This window comes from Kribbella shirazensis (assembly GCF_011761605.1).
Lineage (GTDB): Bacteria > Actinomycetota > Actinomycetes > Propionibacteriales > Kribbellaceae > Kribbella > Kribbella shirazensis.
Genome location: NZ_JAASRO010000001.1, coordinates 6,119,712 through 6,132,819, shown reverse-complemented (window position 1 = coordinate 6,132,819; position 13,108 = coordinate 6,119,712). Strand labels below are relative to the sequence as shown.

Below are 13,108 nucleotides of genomic sequence, written 5' to 3'. Positions count from 1 at the left end.
GAACCGGATGATTCGCCTGGACGGCGTAGGGCAGGTCTTCGACGGACGCGAGGGCCGGGTGACCGCCCTCGAGAAGATCGACCTGCACGTTCGCGGCGGTGAGTTCGTCACGCTGATCGGCCGGTCCGGCTGTGGCAAGTCCACGCTGCTCCGGCTGATCGCGGGACTGCTGCCGCCGACGTCCGGCACGGTCCGGGTGGCGGGGGAGCCCGTCACCGGACCACGCCGGGACGTGTCGTTCATGTTCCAGCGGCCGGCCCTGCTGCCCTGGCGTTCGGTGCTGTCGAACGTGATGCTGCCGGTCGAGATCGACAAGGGCACGCGCGACAAGGCGTCGTACCGGGACCGCGCCCACCAGTTGCTCGAACTGGTCGGGTTGCAGGGTTTCGAACGGCGGCTGCCGCACGAGCTGTCCGGCGGCATGCAGCAGCGGGTGTCGCTGTGCCGGTCGCTGATCCGCGACCCGCAGGTGATGCTGATGGACGAGCCGTTCTCCGCGCTCGACGCGCTCACCCGGACCGAGCTGTCCGAGGAGCTGCAGCGGATCAAGATGGAGCTGTCCACCACGATCGTGTTCGTCACGCACTCGATCGAGGAGGCCGTCGTACTCGCCGACCGGGTGGTCGTGCTGACACCGCGGCCGGGCCGGATGCGGGAGGTCGTCGACATCGGCATCCCGCGGCCGCGCAGCCTCGGCCAGAACGCGCACCTGACCGAGGTCGCCGAGATCAGCGGGCGGCTGCACGCGCTGCTCGCCGAGAAGGAGACCGGCGAGGTGCGCCCGGTCGACGAGGTGCGGTCGCGATGACCAGGAGATCCTGGCTGACTACCTCACCGGCGGCCGCCGTCGTCCTCCCGATCATCGGCCTGGTGGCCGCGATCGGGCTGTGGTGGGGCGCGACGATCGTGTTCGCGATCGAGCCGTACCTGCTGCCGAGCCCGTGGGACGTGGTGGTCAAGTTCTTCGAGCAGCCGGGCCCGCTGCTGTCGGAGACCTGGACGTCGCTGCTGGAGACGATCGAGGGCTTCCTGCTCGCGATCGTGGTCGGCGTGCCGATCGCGCTGGTCATCGTCCGCTCGGTCATCCTCGAGCGGCTGGTGTACCCGCTGCTGCTGATGGTGAACTCGATCCCGAAGGTGGCGGTCGCGCCGCTGCTGGTGATCTGGATGGGCTTCGGGCAGTGGCCGAAGGTCGTGATGGTGCTGCTGATGTGCTTCTTCCCGATCGTCATCTCGACGGCGCAGGGGATGAAGTCGACGCCGACCGAGCTGGTCGAGCTGATGCGGTCGCTGAACGCCAGCCGGGCGCAGGAGTTCTTCAAGCTCCGGCTGCGGTACGCGATGCCGCAGATCTTCACCGGGTTGAAGGTGGCGATCTCGCTGGCCGTGATCGGCTCCGTGATCTCCGAGTTCGTCGGCGCCACCAAGGGCCTCGGCTACGTGATCCAGCAGTCCGGCGCGAGCGCAGACACCACGCTGGCGTTCGCCGCGATCACCCTGCTCAGCGTGATGAGCATCGTCCTCTTCTACGGCCTAGTCCTCCTTGAGCACCTGCTCCTTCCCTGGGCCCAGGAGAAGCGATGACTGTGCACATTGCGCGCCTCCGGCGCGCTGGGTCATGGGGCTGTGACTCCCGTCCTTCCCTCGTCGCTCCGGTCGCTTCGCTCCCTCCGCTCCTCAGTCCAGGACGGGAGGCCCCATGACCGCGCAAGCCTCCGACGCGGACCGGCGGGTGCTGGTGCGGCCGGAGTGGCTGGAGGCGACGGTCGGGGCGGTCTTCACGGCGGTCGGGTTCGAGTCCGAGGATGCGGCGGAGATCGCCGCGGCGCTCGTCGAGGCGGACCTGCGCGGCGTCAGCTCGCACGGCGTGATGCTCGTCCCGATGTACGTCGAACGGCTGAACGCCGGCGGTGTGACCCGGGAACGCGAGCTCGACGTCCTCTTCGACGCCGGCGCCGCGATGGTGGTGGACGCCCGCGGCGGGATGGGCCAGCTGTCCAGCCCGCAGGCGATGGGCCACGCGATCGAGCGCGCCGGGCGCTACGGCATCGGCATCGTCTCGGTCCGCAACGCGCACCATTTCGGGGCCGCGAGCCGCTGGGCGATGCAGGCCGGTACGGCGGGGTGTATCGGTATCGCGATGTCGAACACCACCCCGCTGATGCCCGCACCGGGCGGCGCGGAGCGGCTGGTCGGCAACAACCCGCTGGCGATCGCGGTACCGACCACGGCCGGCGTGGAGATCGTCCTGGACATGGCGTTGTCGGCCGTTGCCCTCGGCAAGATCCGGCTGGCGGCGTCGGCCGGGCGGCCGATCCCGGACACCTGGGCGACCGACGCCTCCGGCACCCCGACCACGGACCCGGACGAGGCGGTGCTCGGCATGCTGTTGCCGGCCGCCGGCCACAAGGGCTTCGGGCTCGCCCTGATGATCGACGTCCTCACCGGAGTCCTGAGCGGCGGCGGCTGGGGCGACCAGGTCCGGCCGCTGTACCGGGAACCGGACCGGCCGAACGACTGCGCGCACCTGTTCCTGGCGATCGACCCCGAGCTGATGGGCGGCGTCGAGGACTTCCGGCGGCGCTCGTCCGGCCTGGCCACCCGGATCCGGGGCAGTGCGACCGCGCCCGGTGTGAACCGGCTGTACCTGCCGGGTGAGATCGAGGCCGAGCGTGCGGCGCAGCAGCGGCGCAACGGTGTGCTGATCGAGAGGTCGGGACTCGACGGATTGCTGGCGGCCGCACGGACGGTCGGCGCCGCCGTCCCGGCAGGAGGGGTGTTGAGCTGATGCCGAAGACACAGGTTTCGACGGATGCGCTGCGGAGCCCGAACGGGGTGTTCTCGCAGGCGACCACGGTCGAGGCGACCGGGCGGCTGGTGTTCGTCTCCGGTATGACCGCGCGCCGGCCGGACGGCGGTATCGCCGGGGTCGGGGACGTGCGGGAGCAGACCCGGCAGGTGTGCGAGAACGTGAAAGCGGCGGTCGAGGCGGCCGGCGGCACGCTCGCGGACGTGTGCCGGGTCGACGTGTACGTACGCAACATGGAGGACTTCGCCAAGATCCACGAGATCCGGGCGCAGTACTTCACGGAACCCTTGCCGGCGTCGACGATGGTCGAGGTCAGCAAGCTCGCCCATCCTGATTATCTGATCGAGATCAACGCGATCGCGGTGGTCTCATGACCGGGGGTGATGTTGTGCGCGGCGTCGAGTGGACCTGACATGAGGTACGTGATGGTGGAGTACGCCGGGCACGAGCGGCCCGGCGTACTCGAGGAAGACTCGGTGCTGTTGCTCGACGCAACGGATCTGGCCGAGGTGATCTCCGGACCGGCCGCGGTCGTGGGCGAGATTCCTTACAGCGAAGAGATCCTGCGGCCGCCGCTGCGGCGGTTCCGGCGGGACATCCTGTGCACGGGGTGGAACTACTGGGACCACTTCGAGGAGAGCCGGGGCAAGCGCGAGGGGCAGGACGTGGACCGTCCCGAGCACCCGACGTTCTTCACCAAAGGGCCGGACGTGGTGATCGGCCCGTACGACGACATCGCCTGGGACCCGGCGATCTCCGCCAAGTGGGACTACGAGGCCGAGGTTGCGCTGGTGATCGGGAAGACCGGCAAGAACATCGCTGTCGACGAGGCGCTCGACCACGTCTGGGGCTACCTGCTGGCGAACGACGTGTCGCAGCGGGACCTGCAGCGCGCGCACGGCGGGCAGTGGCTGAAGGGCAAGAGCATCGACGACACCATGCCGCTCGGTCCGTGGATCGTCACCGCCGACGAGGTGGGAGACCCGCAGGACATTCACCTGCAGTGCCTGGTGAACGGTGAGGTGCGCCAGGACGCGTCGACACGGCAGATGGCGTTCGACGTGGCCACGCTGATCAGCGAGCTCTCCTTCGGTATGACGCTGCGCCCGGGCGACCTGCTGCTGACCGGTACGCCGGCCGGCATCGGTAACGCCCGCGAGCCACAGGTGTTCTTGCAGGAGGGCGACGTGATCGTCACCCGCGCCGACAAGCTCGGTGAGCTGCGCAACCGGGTGGCACGCAGGTGAGCGGCCCGCTGGAGTTGCTGCCGGGTGGTGGCAAGAGTGGCCGTCGTACTCTCGCCGAGCACGCGGCCGCCGAGTTGCACCAGCTGATCCTGTCCGGCGAGCTGCCCAGCGGTACGCCGTTGCGCCTGGTGGAGCTGGCGAGCCGGCTGGAGATGAGCCAGATGCCCGTGCGGGAAGGGCTCCGCCGGCTGGAGGCGCTGGGGCTGGTGGAGATCATCCCGCACCGTGGCGCGTGGGTGCGTGACCTGTCGTTGGCGGATCTGCGGGACACGCACGAGACCCGGCTGGCGTTGGAGAGTCTCGCAGTACGCGCAGCTGCGGCCCGGTTCACCGAGGAGGATCTGACGAAGGCCGCGGCCGCGCTGGCCGAGCACCTGCGGTTGTCACGTGCCGAGGACTCCGCCGGTGCCCGTGAGGCGCATGCGGACTTCCACTTCGCGATCTACCGCGCGAGCGGTTCACAGTGGTTGCCGCGAGCAATCGAGCCTGTGTGGCAGAACAGTGAGCGGTACCGGTTCGGCAGCCGCCCGACCGCGTTTCTGATCGAGCGGAGCAGGCAGGAGCATCAGGCGATCCTGGATGCCTGCGTGTCACGCGATCCGGACGCGGCCGAGCAGGCGCTGCGCAGCCATCTGGCCGGTGCGTTCCAGCGGATCACCGACACCATGACGTCGAAGAAGGAGACGTCATGAAGGCGAGCTTCGACGCGACCGACGAGGTCGTGGTGATCACCGGTGGCGCGCAGGGCATCGGTGCTGCGCTGGCTGCCGCGGTGAACGCCGCTGGTGGTACGGCGGTCGTGCTGGACGTCACTGCGCCGGCTGACGACGTCGAGCACATCAAGGTCGATGTAGCGGACCGGGCGGCCGTTGAGACCGCGGTGGCCGGCGTGGTGGAGCGGTACGGGCGGATCGACGGCCTGGTCGCCGGTGCGGCCGTGCAGCCTCGGTCGACGGTGCTGGAGCACGACCCGTCCGAGTGGACGCGCACGTTGCAGGTGAACCTGGACGGTGTGGTCTGGGCCTGCCAGGCCGTCGTACCGCACATGGTGGCGCGCCGGTCCGGTTCGGTGGTGGTGTTCACATCGGGTATGGCGTCGACCGGGTATCCGGGCGCTGCGGCGTACGCGGCGAGCAAGGCGGCGCTGGTGGCGTTCGCGAAGTCGCTGGCGGCGGAGGTGGCCGCGGACCGGGTCCGGGTGAACGTGGTCGCACCGGGGGTGATCGACACGGAGCAGTTCCGTGGAGCGAACGCCGGTGCGGACCGGGAGCACTGGCAGGACACCATAGGTATCGGCGACCCCGAGGACGTGGTCGGCCCGTTGCTGTTCCTGCTGTCCGACGCGGCCGCGATGACCGGGTCGTCGCTGACCCGGGAACGTGCCTTTGGCAAGCTCACGAGCTTCTCTGGAGTGATGAGTGACTGAACAGCTGCCTGTGGCGGTCGTAGGTGCCGGCCCGATCGGCCTGACCACCGCACTCGGTCTGGCCCACTACGGCATCCCGTACGTGCTGCTCGAGGAGGACGCAGTACTGTCCTCCGACACCAAGGCCGGTACGACGCTCAGCCGGACGCTGGAGATCTGGAACCGGTACGGCGCGGTGGACCGCATCCTCGGTGCCGCGCTGCGGATCGACGAGATCGGTGACATCGACCGGGCCACCAACACGCCCCGTGCGTCGGTGCACCTGGCCGAGCTGGTGAACGACACGCAGTTCCCGTTCGTCATCAACCTGCCGCAGCAGAAGATGGAGCCGCTGCTGGCCGCGGCGCTGCCCGAGCCGGTGCGGACGCAGCACCGGATGACGTCGTTCGAGATCCGCGACGACCGCGTCGTACTGCAACTGGAGACGCCGGACGGTCCGCAGGAGTTGCACGCGTCGCACCTGCTGGCCTGTGACGGCGGCCGGAGCAGGATCCGGGACGCGCTCGGGGTGAAGGTAGTAGGGGAGACCCTGCCCGAGCGGTACATGCTGATCGACGTCGTGGTGGACCTGGACGTCGACAACGCCAGGGACTACCCGTACCTCGCCTACTTCGCGGACAAGTCCGAGTGGATGGTGCTGATCCGGCAGCCGGACAATTGGCGGTTCCTGTTCCCGCTGGCGCCGGGTGCCGACGCGCCGGATGACGAGGACCTGCTGGTGAAGGTGAAGCAGTTCATCGGTGAGGTGGACCGGATCGAGCTGCTGGGCTCTGTCGTCTACAACGTGCACCACCGGGTCGCAGAGCAGTGGACCAAGGATCGCAAGGTCTTCCTGATGGGCGACGCTGCGCACCTGATCACGCCGATGTGGGCGCTCGGTCTGAACACAGGTGCGCTGGACGCGTCCAACCTGCCGTGGCGGCTGGCCTGGGTTCTGCGCGGCTGGGCTTCGGAGACCTTGCTCGACGGGTACGAGCAGGAGCAGCGTCCGGTGGCGGTCGAGGGCTCGGGCGAGATGGCCGAGGCGGCGCGCAAGTACATGTCCTTCCAGCAGGGTGCTGTCACCGAGGACACGGGTGCGTGGGCGACGGCGTACAACCGGACGCTGCTGAGCGTGCGGCTGGACGTCGAGGGTGTCGGCGACTGGTCGATGGTGGCCACGTCCGCCGCGCCGCCCGCAGTCCGGGCGGGTGACCGGGCGCCGGACCTGGTGCTGCAGAGCCCCACCGGCCGTACGACGATCCACGACCTGTGCCGTGACGCGTTCGTGGCGCTCTACTTCACCGACGTACGGCGGCGGCCGGAGATCCCCTCGAACGAGTCGCCCGCGTTGAAGCACTACGCCGTGTCCCGGTGGGATGCGCCGCACGACTCCGGTCTGCGGGACAGGGCGCTGTTCGATCCGGGCAGTGTTGCCACCAACAGGTACGGCGTACCGGCGGACAGCGTCGTACTGATCCGGCCGGACGGTCATATCGCCGCGGTTGCTCCGATGGGTACTGGTGTCGCCGAGGAGCTCTACACGCGGGTCACTGGGCGGGAGGTGCCGTGAGTACGTTCGACGAGCCGTTGCGGGAGATCCTGCTGCAGACGGATGACCTCGAGTGGGTGGACAAGTCGCTGGCCGGTCTGTCCCACAAGATGCTGTGGCGGGACCCGGTGACCGAGGCGTCGATCGCTCTGGTGCGTTTCGAGAAGGGCTCCGGGATCCCGTCGGAGCACAAGCACGCCTCGAACCAGTTCATGTTCTGCCTGTCCGGACGGTACGTGTACCTGCCGACCGGGACGACGCTGACCAAGGGCAGCTTCTACTGGAACCCGAAGGGCGTGGTGCACGGACCGACGCGGGCGGAGGAGACCTCTGTCCTGCTCGAGGTGTACGACGGTCCGCACTACCCGGAGCGCCCGGACTTCTACGACAACGACGAGGACGCCCGCTGACATGGCCGGTTGGGACGTCCACACGCACCTGATCCCGCCGACCGTGCTGTCGGCGGCGCATCGAGGTGAGTTCGGGCTGTCCGTCGACAACGGTTCGCTGGTCGTCGACGGGGAGCGGCTGCCGCTACGCCGGCTGGCCGACCCGGCCTCGCTGCTGCACTGGATCTCCTCGCAGGAGCTGGACGGCGCCGTGGTGTCGGTGCCGCCAGCCCTGTTCCGGTACGACGCCGGCGTCGAGTGGAGCGAGCTGGTGAACCAGGGGCTCCGCGAGCTCGCCACACCGCAGCTGCGCGTCCTGGGGCACCTGCCCCTGCTCGACCCGGCTGCACCGTCCGTGGCTGCGGCACTGGGCAGTGAGGGTGTCTTCAGCGGCTTTGCCCTCGGTACGCCGAGCTACGCCGGGCTGGATCCGGTGTGGCGGGTGCTGGACGCACTGGAGGCGTTCACGCTGATTCACCCGGGACACAGTGACGACAAGCGGCTTGATTCGTTTTACCTGTCGAACCTGTTGGGGAATCCGTACGAGACCGGAGTGGCGGCGGCTTCGCTCGTCTTCGCGGACGTGCCGGGGCGGTTTCCGGGGATCCGGTTCTGTCTGTGTCATGGGGGTGGTGTGACGGCGGCCGTCGCCGGACGGTGGCAGCGCGGGATCGACCAGGCGCGGCCGGGGATCGAGCCGTTGTCCCTGCCGGTGGCCGAGGCGCTGTGCCGGTTCTACGTGGACGATCTGGTGCACGACGACGCCGTACTGGAGTTGCTGGCGAAGACGTTCGGGCCCGAGCGGGTGCTGGCCGGGAGTGACTGGCCGTTCCCGATGGGCAGCGACGAGGTGTCCACAGTGCGGGCCACAGGGCGGTCCGCGGCGGCCGAGGTACTGACCCGGCCGCTCGCGAAGGAGGTCGTCGCGCGGTGAGACGCAGTTTCTGTCTGATCGAAGGTGTGATCAGATATCAAATCGTGGGGAACGGGGTAGAGGCGTGAGTGCACGGGGGACTGTGCTGCGTAGTCACGGACCGGGGGAGCAGCTGAAGGCCGAAGAGGTCGAGCTGACGGCCGGTCCGGGTGAGACGTTGGTGGAGATGCGGCTGGCCGCGGTGACTCCACTGGACCGTACGACGCTGGCCGGCAAGCAGCTGACCGGGCCGACTGGACTGACCGGACCGACTGGGCCGTTCGTGCCGGGTTCCGAAGGAGCCGGTGTCGTGCTCAGCTCGGACGTCGCGGCGGCCGGTGCGGCTGTCGTGGTCCGCGGTGAGGGTGTCGGCGTGACGAGGCCCGGTGTCTGGGGCCGGTACGCCGTCGTGCCGAATGCCGCCGTACATCCGCTGCCGTCGTCGCTGGAGGCGGGTGTCGCGCTGGCGTTGCTGACGCCCGCGTTGACCGCACACACCGCAGTACGGCGGGTGGCCGGTGTACAGCCGGGCGAGACCGTGGTCGTCACCGGTGTGACCGGTCTGGTCGGGCGGATGTGTGCTGCGATCGCACGGTCGGCCGGTGCGGCACGGGTGATCGGTCTGGTGTCGCTGGACGATTCCGCTGACACTGCGACCGGACTGGTGGATCAGATCGTCCGGGTGGACGGACTGGGACAGGTGGGCCGGGAGCTGCCGTGGTGCGACGCGGTCATCGACACCATGGGCGGTCCTGTGACCGGTGGAGTGCTGGGGCACATCACACCGGGTGGGCGGATCGCCGTGCTGGGCTACAAGGCCGGTGAGTTCACCACGATCGATCTGCACCAACTGGTCGGCCGGGACCTGCGCGTGCTGCCGGTGAACCTGCAGCGCACCGTGCTGGCGCCGGATGCGGTCGGTCAGGCGCTGGCGGACATCGCCCCGGCGTCCTGGCGGGCGGACTACGACGTAGTACCCGCGGACCGGATCGGCGACGTACTGGACCGGCAGGGCGGGCGGGTCCTGGTGGATCTGACGGCTCTCTGAGGAGCAGTGCGCGGCCTAGACCACTTGTGTTTGCTGGGCTTGTAGCTGAGCAAACTGTCGTCGAAGGCCGCCAGATACCCGGTCGGCGGCTACGGTACCTCCAGAAGAGGAGAGAGGCAGCCCGCTACTGATGATCCGACGACTCGAGCTCACGCCGGGGGGACCGACCGGGCGTCGTACGCTCGCCGAGGAAGCCGCCGCCGAACTGCACGAACTCATCCTGTCCGGCGAACTCCCCAGCGGTACGGCGCTCCGGCTCGAGGAGCTCGCCAAGCGACTCGACATGAGCCAGATGCCGATCCGGGAAGGACTGCGGCGAATGGCTGCGCTCGGACTGGTCGAGATCGTCCCGCACAAGGGCGCCTGGGTGCGGGAGCTGTCGATGGAGGACCTGCGCGACACCCACGAGACCCGGCTGTCGCTGGAGTCGCTGGCGGTCCGTGCGGCCGCGACGCGGTTCTCCGACTCGGACGCGTCGACCGCCCGGGCCGCGCTGGCCGAGCACGTCCGGTTGTCGAAGCTGGGCGACAACATCGCGTCCCGGCAGGCGCACACCGAGTTCCACTTCGCGATCTACCGGGCCGGAGGCTCGCGGTGGCTGCCGCGGGCGATCGAGCCAGTCTGGCAGAACAGCGAGCGCTACCGGTTCGGCTCCCGGCAGACCAAGGCCCGGATCGAGCAGACCCGCCGCGAGCACCAGGCCATCCTCGACGCGTGCCTGGCGCACGACGAGGAGGGCGCGGAGGCAGCGCTGCGCGAACACCTCGAAGGCGCCATGCAGCGCATCACCGAGACGATGGAGCGTCGCTCCAAGCAGTGAGCTCCTCGAAGCGGTCCTGCTGCCAGCCGGCCGCGTCGAACACAGCCCTCAGCAGTAGCCCGTCGCTGCTCGCCCTGTGCACTCCGAGGAGTTCTTGGAGCGGGCTGCTCCCCAGACCCTCGTAGTACTCGTCCAGTGCCTGCCGCCGTCGCTGCTCGGACGCCCCGCCGATCTCCTCCAGCGGTGCATCGCATCCTTGGACCTTGCCTGAACCGACCTGCTCACCCGGTGCGAGCTGCTGGATCAGCCGCTCACCGGCACGCACGTCCTGTGCTCTGACTCGCGCACCCAGTGCACGACAGTCGAGGCTCCGGAGCGCTCGCTGGACCCCTTGAGAGATCGCGATGTGGTCCGGGTGACCTGTCAGCCCGTCACTGCCAACTGTGAGGATGAGCTCCGGCTCGTTCACGACGGCCGCGACCTCGATCGCCTCGGCCAGGTCGTCCGGCGACGCCGCGGCCAAGGAGTGTGGTCCACTGCGGCCGCCGTCGTCGATCCACTGGTCCACCGCTCCCAGCCAGTCCCACTCGTTGATTCCGAGCAGTGAGCAGGAGGCGCCGAGGTGATCGAGGGCCCCGTGCATACCGGCGGTAGCGACCCGCAGTACGACATGCCAGCCCTGCTCACGCAGTACCGAGGTGGCGGCACCTGTGGCGAACACCTCGTCGTCCGGGTGTGCGTGGACGACCAGCGCGGTACGCATCAATCGGCCAGCCGGGCCGGGAAGCCACCTGTGGCGATCGGGCTCCAGCGCTCCGGGGTGATGCGGATGAGGCACTTGCCTTGCTTCACCATCGCCTCGCGGTACTCGTCCCAGTCCGGGTGCTCGCCGGAGATCGCACGGTAGTAGTCGACCAGCGGCTCCACTGCGTCCGGCAGCTCGATCACCTCGCCACGGCCGTCCACCTGGACCCAGGCGCCGTTCCACTCGTCCGACAGCACGACCACACTGGCCTTACCGGATCGCTTCACGTTCGTGCTCTTCGCGCGCTCCGGGTACGACGAGATGACGATCCGCCCCTCGGTGTCCACACCACCCGACACCGGCGAGGCCTGCACCGCCCCGTCCGCCCTGGTCGTCATCAGCAACATGTGATGACGCGGCCGCACGAACTCCAGCAACCCGTCCAGCTCGACCTTGGTGTTGGTGGCAATTGTCCTTGGCATACCTTCCGCTCCACTTCCAAGTAGTTGAGCGGCCCCGGACGTGGTGATCGAAGCACGGGGCCTAGACCGGACAACGGAGGTCCGACCGTGAACATGTTATGGGCGCACTCTTGGTAGGAACCGGCCCGTCGTTCTGCGGTAGGCCTGGTAGCGGTCACCGAAGCCCTCGGCCGACGAGAGCAACGCTTCTTCCGCAGATACCCACCACAGGCTTGCCACGAGCCACACGGCTGTCACGGCCACCAGGAGGTAGCTGCGGAACGTAAGGGCGAGCCCTATGACAACCAGGGTGAAACACGCGTAGATCGGATGCCGCACGTACCGGTACGGGCCCGAGGTCACGAGTTCCTGTCCCTCTGCCACCCCATCGATCCCTGTGAAGTGACCCATCGCCCGCGACGCCCAGACGAGGACGCACACACCAGCAGTCCACGCCGCCACACCGAGGCCTTGAAGGATCGCGTCGACAGGTGACGACCAGTTCAGCGGACCGGCGTATCCCCAGCCGGGCGCTATGGCAACGACAGCTGGATAGACCAACGGCACGACCAAGGTGAAGTAGCCTGCACGAACCCAAGCGGGAGGCCGGGGCAAACGCGCCCGGACGTCGACCTCGCGGCCGGGGGCTTCCCATCTGGCCGCCAGCAGCCAGAGGGTGCCTTGGGCAGCGCCCATGACCATCGCGAGGAACCGCATGGTCGTCACGAGAGCCCGCTCGATCCGACCGCCGGCCGCGGCGGCGCCGTGTAGCCATCCACAGACAGAATCGTCCCGCGCGCGCTGCTGTTTGTCGTTGGACAGCACGGCCGTAGACGCCGGGCCGTGAGGGGTGTTGATGTGCCGCTACAGCACCGGTGTTTCCTGCACTGCCAGCCATCGGAGGTCGCCGGTGAGTACTGCGGTGACACGGCGGAGACCGCCGACCGAATGCCGCTCCAGGAACCTGCACACTGCCAGGTCGGGTGTGTGGGCCACTTCCTCGAACTGCTCGATGTCAATCTTCAGTCCGGGTACGGCGTTGTGTGACGTGGAGAGAGCGTTCATGAGCGTCGGGAGGTCGGTACGGGTGCCGTCGACGGCGATGAGGATGAAGTCCGGGTGGTGTGCCTGGTGAAACCTGTCCAGGTCGTCTGGAGTTGCCTCTCCGGACAGCCAGTTCGCCAGGTGGTCGTGGTGCCGGACGACCTCGGCGTACAGCTGGTTCATCAGACTTCCTTCCGGTGCAGGTCTGCTGGGGTCAGTAGGCGTTCCAGGTCGTCGTCGGCGAGCTGGTTGATGAGGCGCTTCAGTCGCTGGGCTTCTGGAGTGGTGGGAAGTGTTCCGTCCAGTAGGTCAGGCAGGAGCAGTTCGTAGCCGGTGCGGGCGCGTGGCGTGTAGCGGTGACGGGTGCGGGCCACTGCCGAGGACACACGGATCGCGTGCTCGTTTCCGGGAGGTACGCCGGGGCGGTCGGTCTCTCGTGCCGCGAAGCGGAAGCCGTTCGCCTTGTCGCAGCCCGGGCACCCGGAGGCGCCGGCGCCGAGGGGCGAGCCGCAGTCCGGGCAGGTCAGCTGGTTCAGCGCGCCGTCCACGATCCGCCAGTCGAACTCGGAGGTGTCCTGCAGCACGACCTCGGCCAGCTCGCGCGTTTCCGCCGTACCTGGGGGTACGCCGGACTCGGCACAGAAACTGTCCCAGGCGGCGTCGATACTGTCCTCGACCTGGCGGAGCGCGGCGATGAACCGAGGGTGATCGACGCGTCGCATGCCCGGGACTCTA

Annotated in this window: 17 protein-coding genes; 12 read left to right on the top strand and 5 right to left on the bottom strand. The window is 68.7% G+C overall.

Annotated elements, in window-relative coordinates; translation table 11 throughout:
• The first annotated feature begins 7 nt into the window (after nucleotides 1-7).
• The 12 genes from BJY22_RS29600 (at nucleotide 8) to BJY22_RS29545 (ending at nucleotide 10,183) form a co-directional block, all read left to right on the top strand.
• Nucleotides 8-808, top strand: a complete 801-nt coding sequence (locus BJY22_RS29600) for an ABC transporter ATP-binding protein (protein ID WP_167213121.1) — start codon at nucleotides 8-10, stop codon at nucleotides 806-808.
• Nucleotides 805-1,584: an ABC transporter permease gene (locus tag BJY22_RS29595; RefSeq protein WP_167213119.1), complete on the top strand. Its 780-nt coding sequence runs from the start codon at nucleotides 805-807 to the stop codon at nucleotides 1,582-1,584. The genes BJY22_RS29600 and BJY22_RS29595 overlap by 4 nt, the downstream gene beginning before the upstream one ends.
• A gap of 115 nt (nucleotides 1,585-1,699) precedes the next feature.
• Nucleotides 1,700-2,788 (top strand): Ldh family oxidoreductase, encoded by a 1,089-nt coding sequence (locus tag BJY22_RS29590; protein ID WP_167213116.1) that lies wholly within the window; start codon nucleotides 1,700-1,702, stop codon nucleotides 2,786-2,788.
• Nucleotides 2,788-3,183, top strand: coding sequence for a RidA family protein (locus BJY22_RS29585; RefSeq protein ID WP_167213113.1), 396 nt, complete (start codon nucleotides 2,788-2,790; stop codon nucleotides 3,181-3,183). Before BJY22_RS29590 ends, BJY22_RS29585 begins: the two co-directional genes overlap by 1 nt.
• Nucleotides 3,184-3,222: 39 nt before the next feature.
• On the top strand, nucleotides 3,223-4,056 hold the full coding sequence (locus tag BJY22_RS29580; protein ID WP_167213110.1) for a fumarylacetoacetate hydrolase family protein: 834 nt from the start codon (nucleotides 3,223-3,225) through the stop codon (nucleotides 4,054-4,056).
• Entirely contained in the window at nucleotides 4,053-4,748 is a 696-nt protein-coding gene (locus BJY22_RS29575; protein ID WP_167213107.1) for an FCD domain-containing protein, read from the top strand. Before BJY22_RS29580 ends, BJY22_RS29575 begins: the two co-directional genes overlap by 4 nt.
• Nucleotides 4,745-5,482: an SDR family NAD(P)-dependent oxidoreductase gene (locus BJY22_RS29570; RefSeq protein WP_167213105.1), complete on the top strand. Its 738-nt coding sequence runs from the start codon at nucleotides 4,745-4,747 to the stop codon at nucleotides 5,480-5,482. Before BJY22_RS29575 ends, BJY22_RS29570 begins: the two co-directional genes overlap by 4 nt.
• Nucleotides 5,475-7,034, top strand: a complete 1,560-nt coding sequence (locus tag BJY22_RS29565; protein ID WP_337759410.1) for an FAD-dependent monooxygenase — start codon at nucleotides 5,475-5,477, stop codon at nucleotides 7,032-7,034. Before BJY22_RS29570 ends, BJY22_RS29565 begins: the two co-directional genes overlap by 8 nt.
• Nucleotides 7,031-7,423: a cupin domain-containing protein gene (locus BJY22_RS29560; protein ID WP_167213102.1), complete on the top strand. Its 393-nt coding sequence runs from the start codon at nucleotides 7,031-7,033 to the stop codon at nucleotides 7,421-7,423. Before BJY22_RS29565 ends, BJY22_RS29560 begins: the two co-directional genes overlap by 4 nt.
• A 1-nt stretch (nucleotide 7,424) precedes the next feature.
• The gene (locus tag BJY22_RS29555) at nucleotides 7,425-8,336 is read left to right on the top strand and encodes an amidohydrolase family protein (protein WP_167213100.1); all 912 of its coding nucleotides are present in this window, start codon (nucleotides 7,425-7,427) and stop codon (nucleotides 8,334-8,336) included.
• Between the two features lie 64 nt (nucleotides 8,337-8,400).
• Nucleotides 8,401-9,363 (top strand): zinc-binding alcohol dehydrogenase family protein, encoded by a 963-nt coding sequence (locus tag BJY22_RS29550; protein ID WP_167213098.1) that lies wholly within the window; start codon nucleotides 8,401-8,403, stop codon nucleotides 9,361-9,363.
• Nucleotides 9,364-9,493: 130 nt separating this feature from the next.
• Nucleotides 9,494-10,183, top strand: coding sequence for a GntR family transcriptional regulator (locus BJY22_RS29545; RefSeq protein ID WP_167213096.1), 690 nt, complete (start codon nucleotides 9,494-9,496; stop codon nucleotides 10,181-10,183).
• Here BJY22_RS29545 and BJY22_RS29540 read toward each other — a convergent pair.
• The 5 genes from BJY22_RS29540 to BJY22_RS29520 form a co-directional block, all read right to left on the bottom strand.
• Nucleotides 10,149-10,886, bottom strand: coding sequence for a PIG-L family deacetylase (locus BJY22_RS29540; RefSeq protein ID WP_167213094.1), 738 nt, complete (start codon nucleotides 10,884-10,886; stop codon nucleotides 10,149-10,151). The genes BJY22_RS29545 and BJY22_RS29540 overlap by 35 nt on opposite strands.
• Nucleotides 10,886-11,350 (bottom strand): PPOX class F420-dependent oxidoreductase, encoded by a 465-nt coding sequence (locus tag BJY22_RS29535; RefSeq protein WP_167213092.1) that lies wholly within the window; start codon nucleotides 11,348-11,350, stop codon nucleotides 10,886-10,888. The genes BJY22_RS29540 and BJY22_RS29535 overlap by 1 nt, the downstream gene beginning before the upstream one ends.
• Nucleotides 11,351-11,446: 96 nt before the next feature.
• Nucleotides 11,447-12,154 carry a methyltransferase gene (locus BJY22_RS29530; protein ID WP_167213090.1) on the bottom strand — a complete coding sequence of 236 codons (708 nt, stop codon included), beginning with the start codon at nucleotides 12,152-12,154 and terminating at the stop codon, nucleotides 11,447-11,449.
• A gap of 39 nt (nucleotides 12,155-12,193) precedes the next feature.
• Nucleotides 12,194-12,556 (bottom strand): hypothetical protein, encoded by a 363-nt coding sequence (locus BJY22_RS29525; protein WP_238350497.1) that lies wholly within the window; start codon nucleotides 12,554-12,556, stop codon nucleotides 12,194-12,196.
• Nucleotides 12,556-13,095, bottom strand: a complete 540-nt coding sequence (locus tag BJY22_RS29520) for a hypothetical protein (RefSeq protein ID WP_167213088.1) — start codon at nucleotides 13,093-13,095, stop codon at nucleotides 12,556-12,558. Before BJY22_RS29520 ends, BJY22_RS29525 begins: the two co-directional genes overlap by 1 nt.
• Nucleotides 13,096-13,108: the final 13 nt, after the last annotated feature.

Coding starts and splice junctions, on each gene's coding strand:
- BJY22_RS29600 (WP_167213121.1), top strand. CDS start 8: ATGATTCGCCTGGACGGCGTAGGGCAGGTCTTCGACGGACGCGAGGGC.
- BJY22_RS29595 (WP_167213119.1), top strand. CDS start 805: ATGACCAGGAGATCCTGGCTGACTACCTCACCGGCGGCCGCCGTCGTC.
- BJY22_RS29590 (WP_167213116.1), top strand. CDS start 1,700: ATGACCGCGCAAGCCTCCGACGCGGACCGGCGGGTGCTGGTGCGGCCG.
- BJY22_RS29585 (WP_167213113.1), top strand. CDS start 2,788: ATGCCGAAGACACAGGTTTCGACGGATGCGCTGCGGAGCCCGAACGGG.
- BJY22_RS29580 (WP_167213110.1), top strand. CDS start 3,223: ATGAGGTACGTGATGGTGGAGTACGCCGGGCACGAGCGGCCCGGCGTA.
- BJY22_RS29570 (WP_167213105.1), top strand. CDS start 4,745: ATGAAGGCGAGCTTCGACGCGACCGACGAGGTCGTGGTGATCACCGGT.
- BJY22_RS29555 (WP_167213100.1), top strand. CDS start 7,425: ATGGCCGGTTGGGACGTCCACACGCACCTGATCCCGCCGACCGTGCTG.
- BJY22_RS29545 (WP_167213096.1), top strand. CDS start 9,494: ATGATCCGACGACTCGAGCTCACGCCGGGGGGACCGACCGGGCGTCGT.
- BJY22_RS29540 (WP_167213094.1), bottom strand. CDS start 10,886: ATGCGTACCGCGCTGGTCGTCCACGCACACCCGGACGACGAGGTGTTC.
- BJY22_RS29535 (WP_167213092.1), bottom strand. CDS start 11,350: ATGCCAAGGACAATTGCCACCAACACCAAGGTCGAGCTGGACGGGTTG.
- BJY22_RS29525 (WP_238350497.1), bottom strand. CDS start 12,556: ATGAACCAGCTGTACGCCGAGGTCGTCCGGCACCACGACCACCTGGCG.
- BJY22_RS29520 (WP_167213088.1), bottom strand. CDS start 13,095: ATGCGACGCGTCGATCACCCTCGGTTCATCGCCGCGCTCCGCCAGGTC.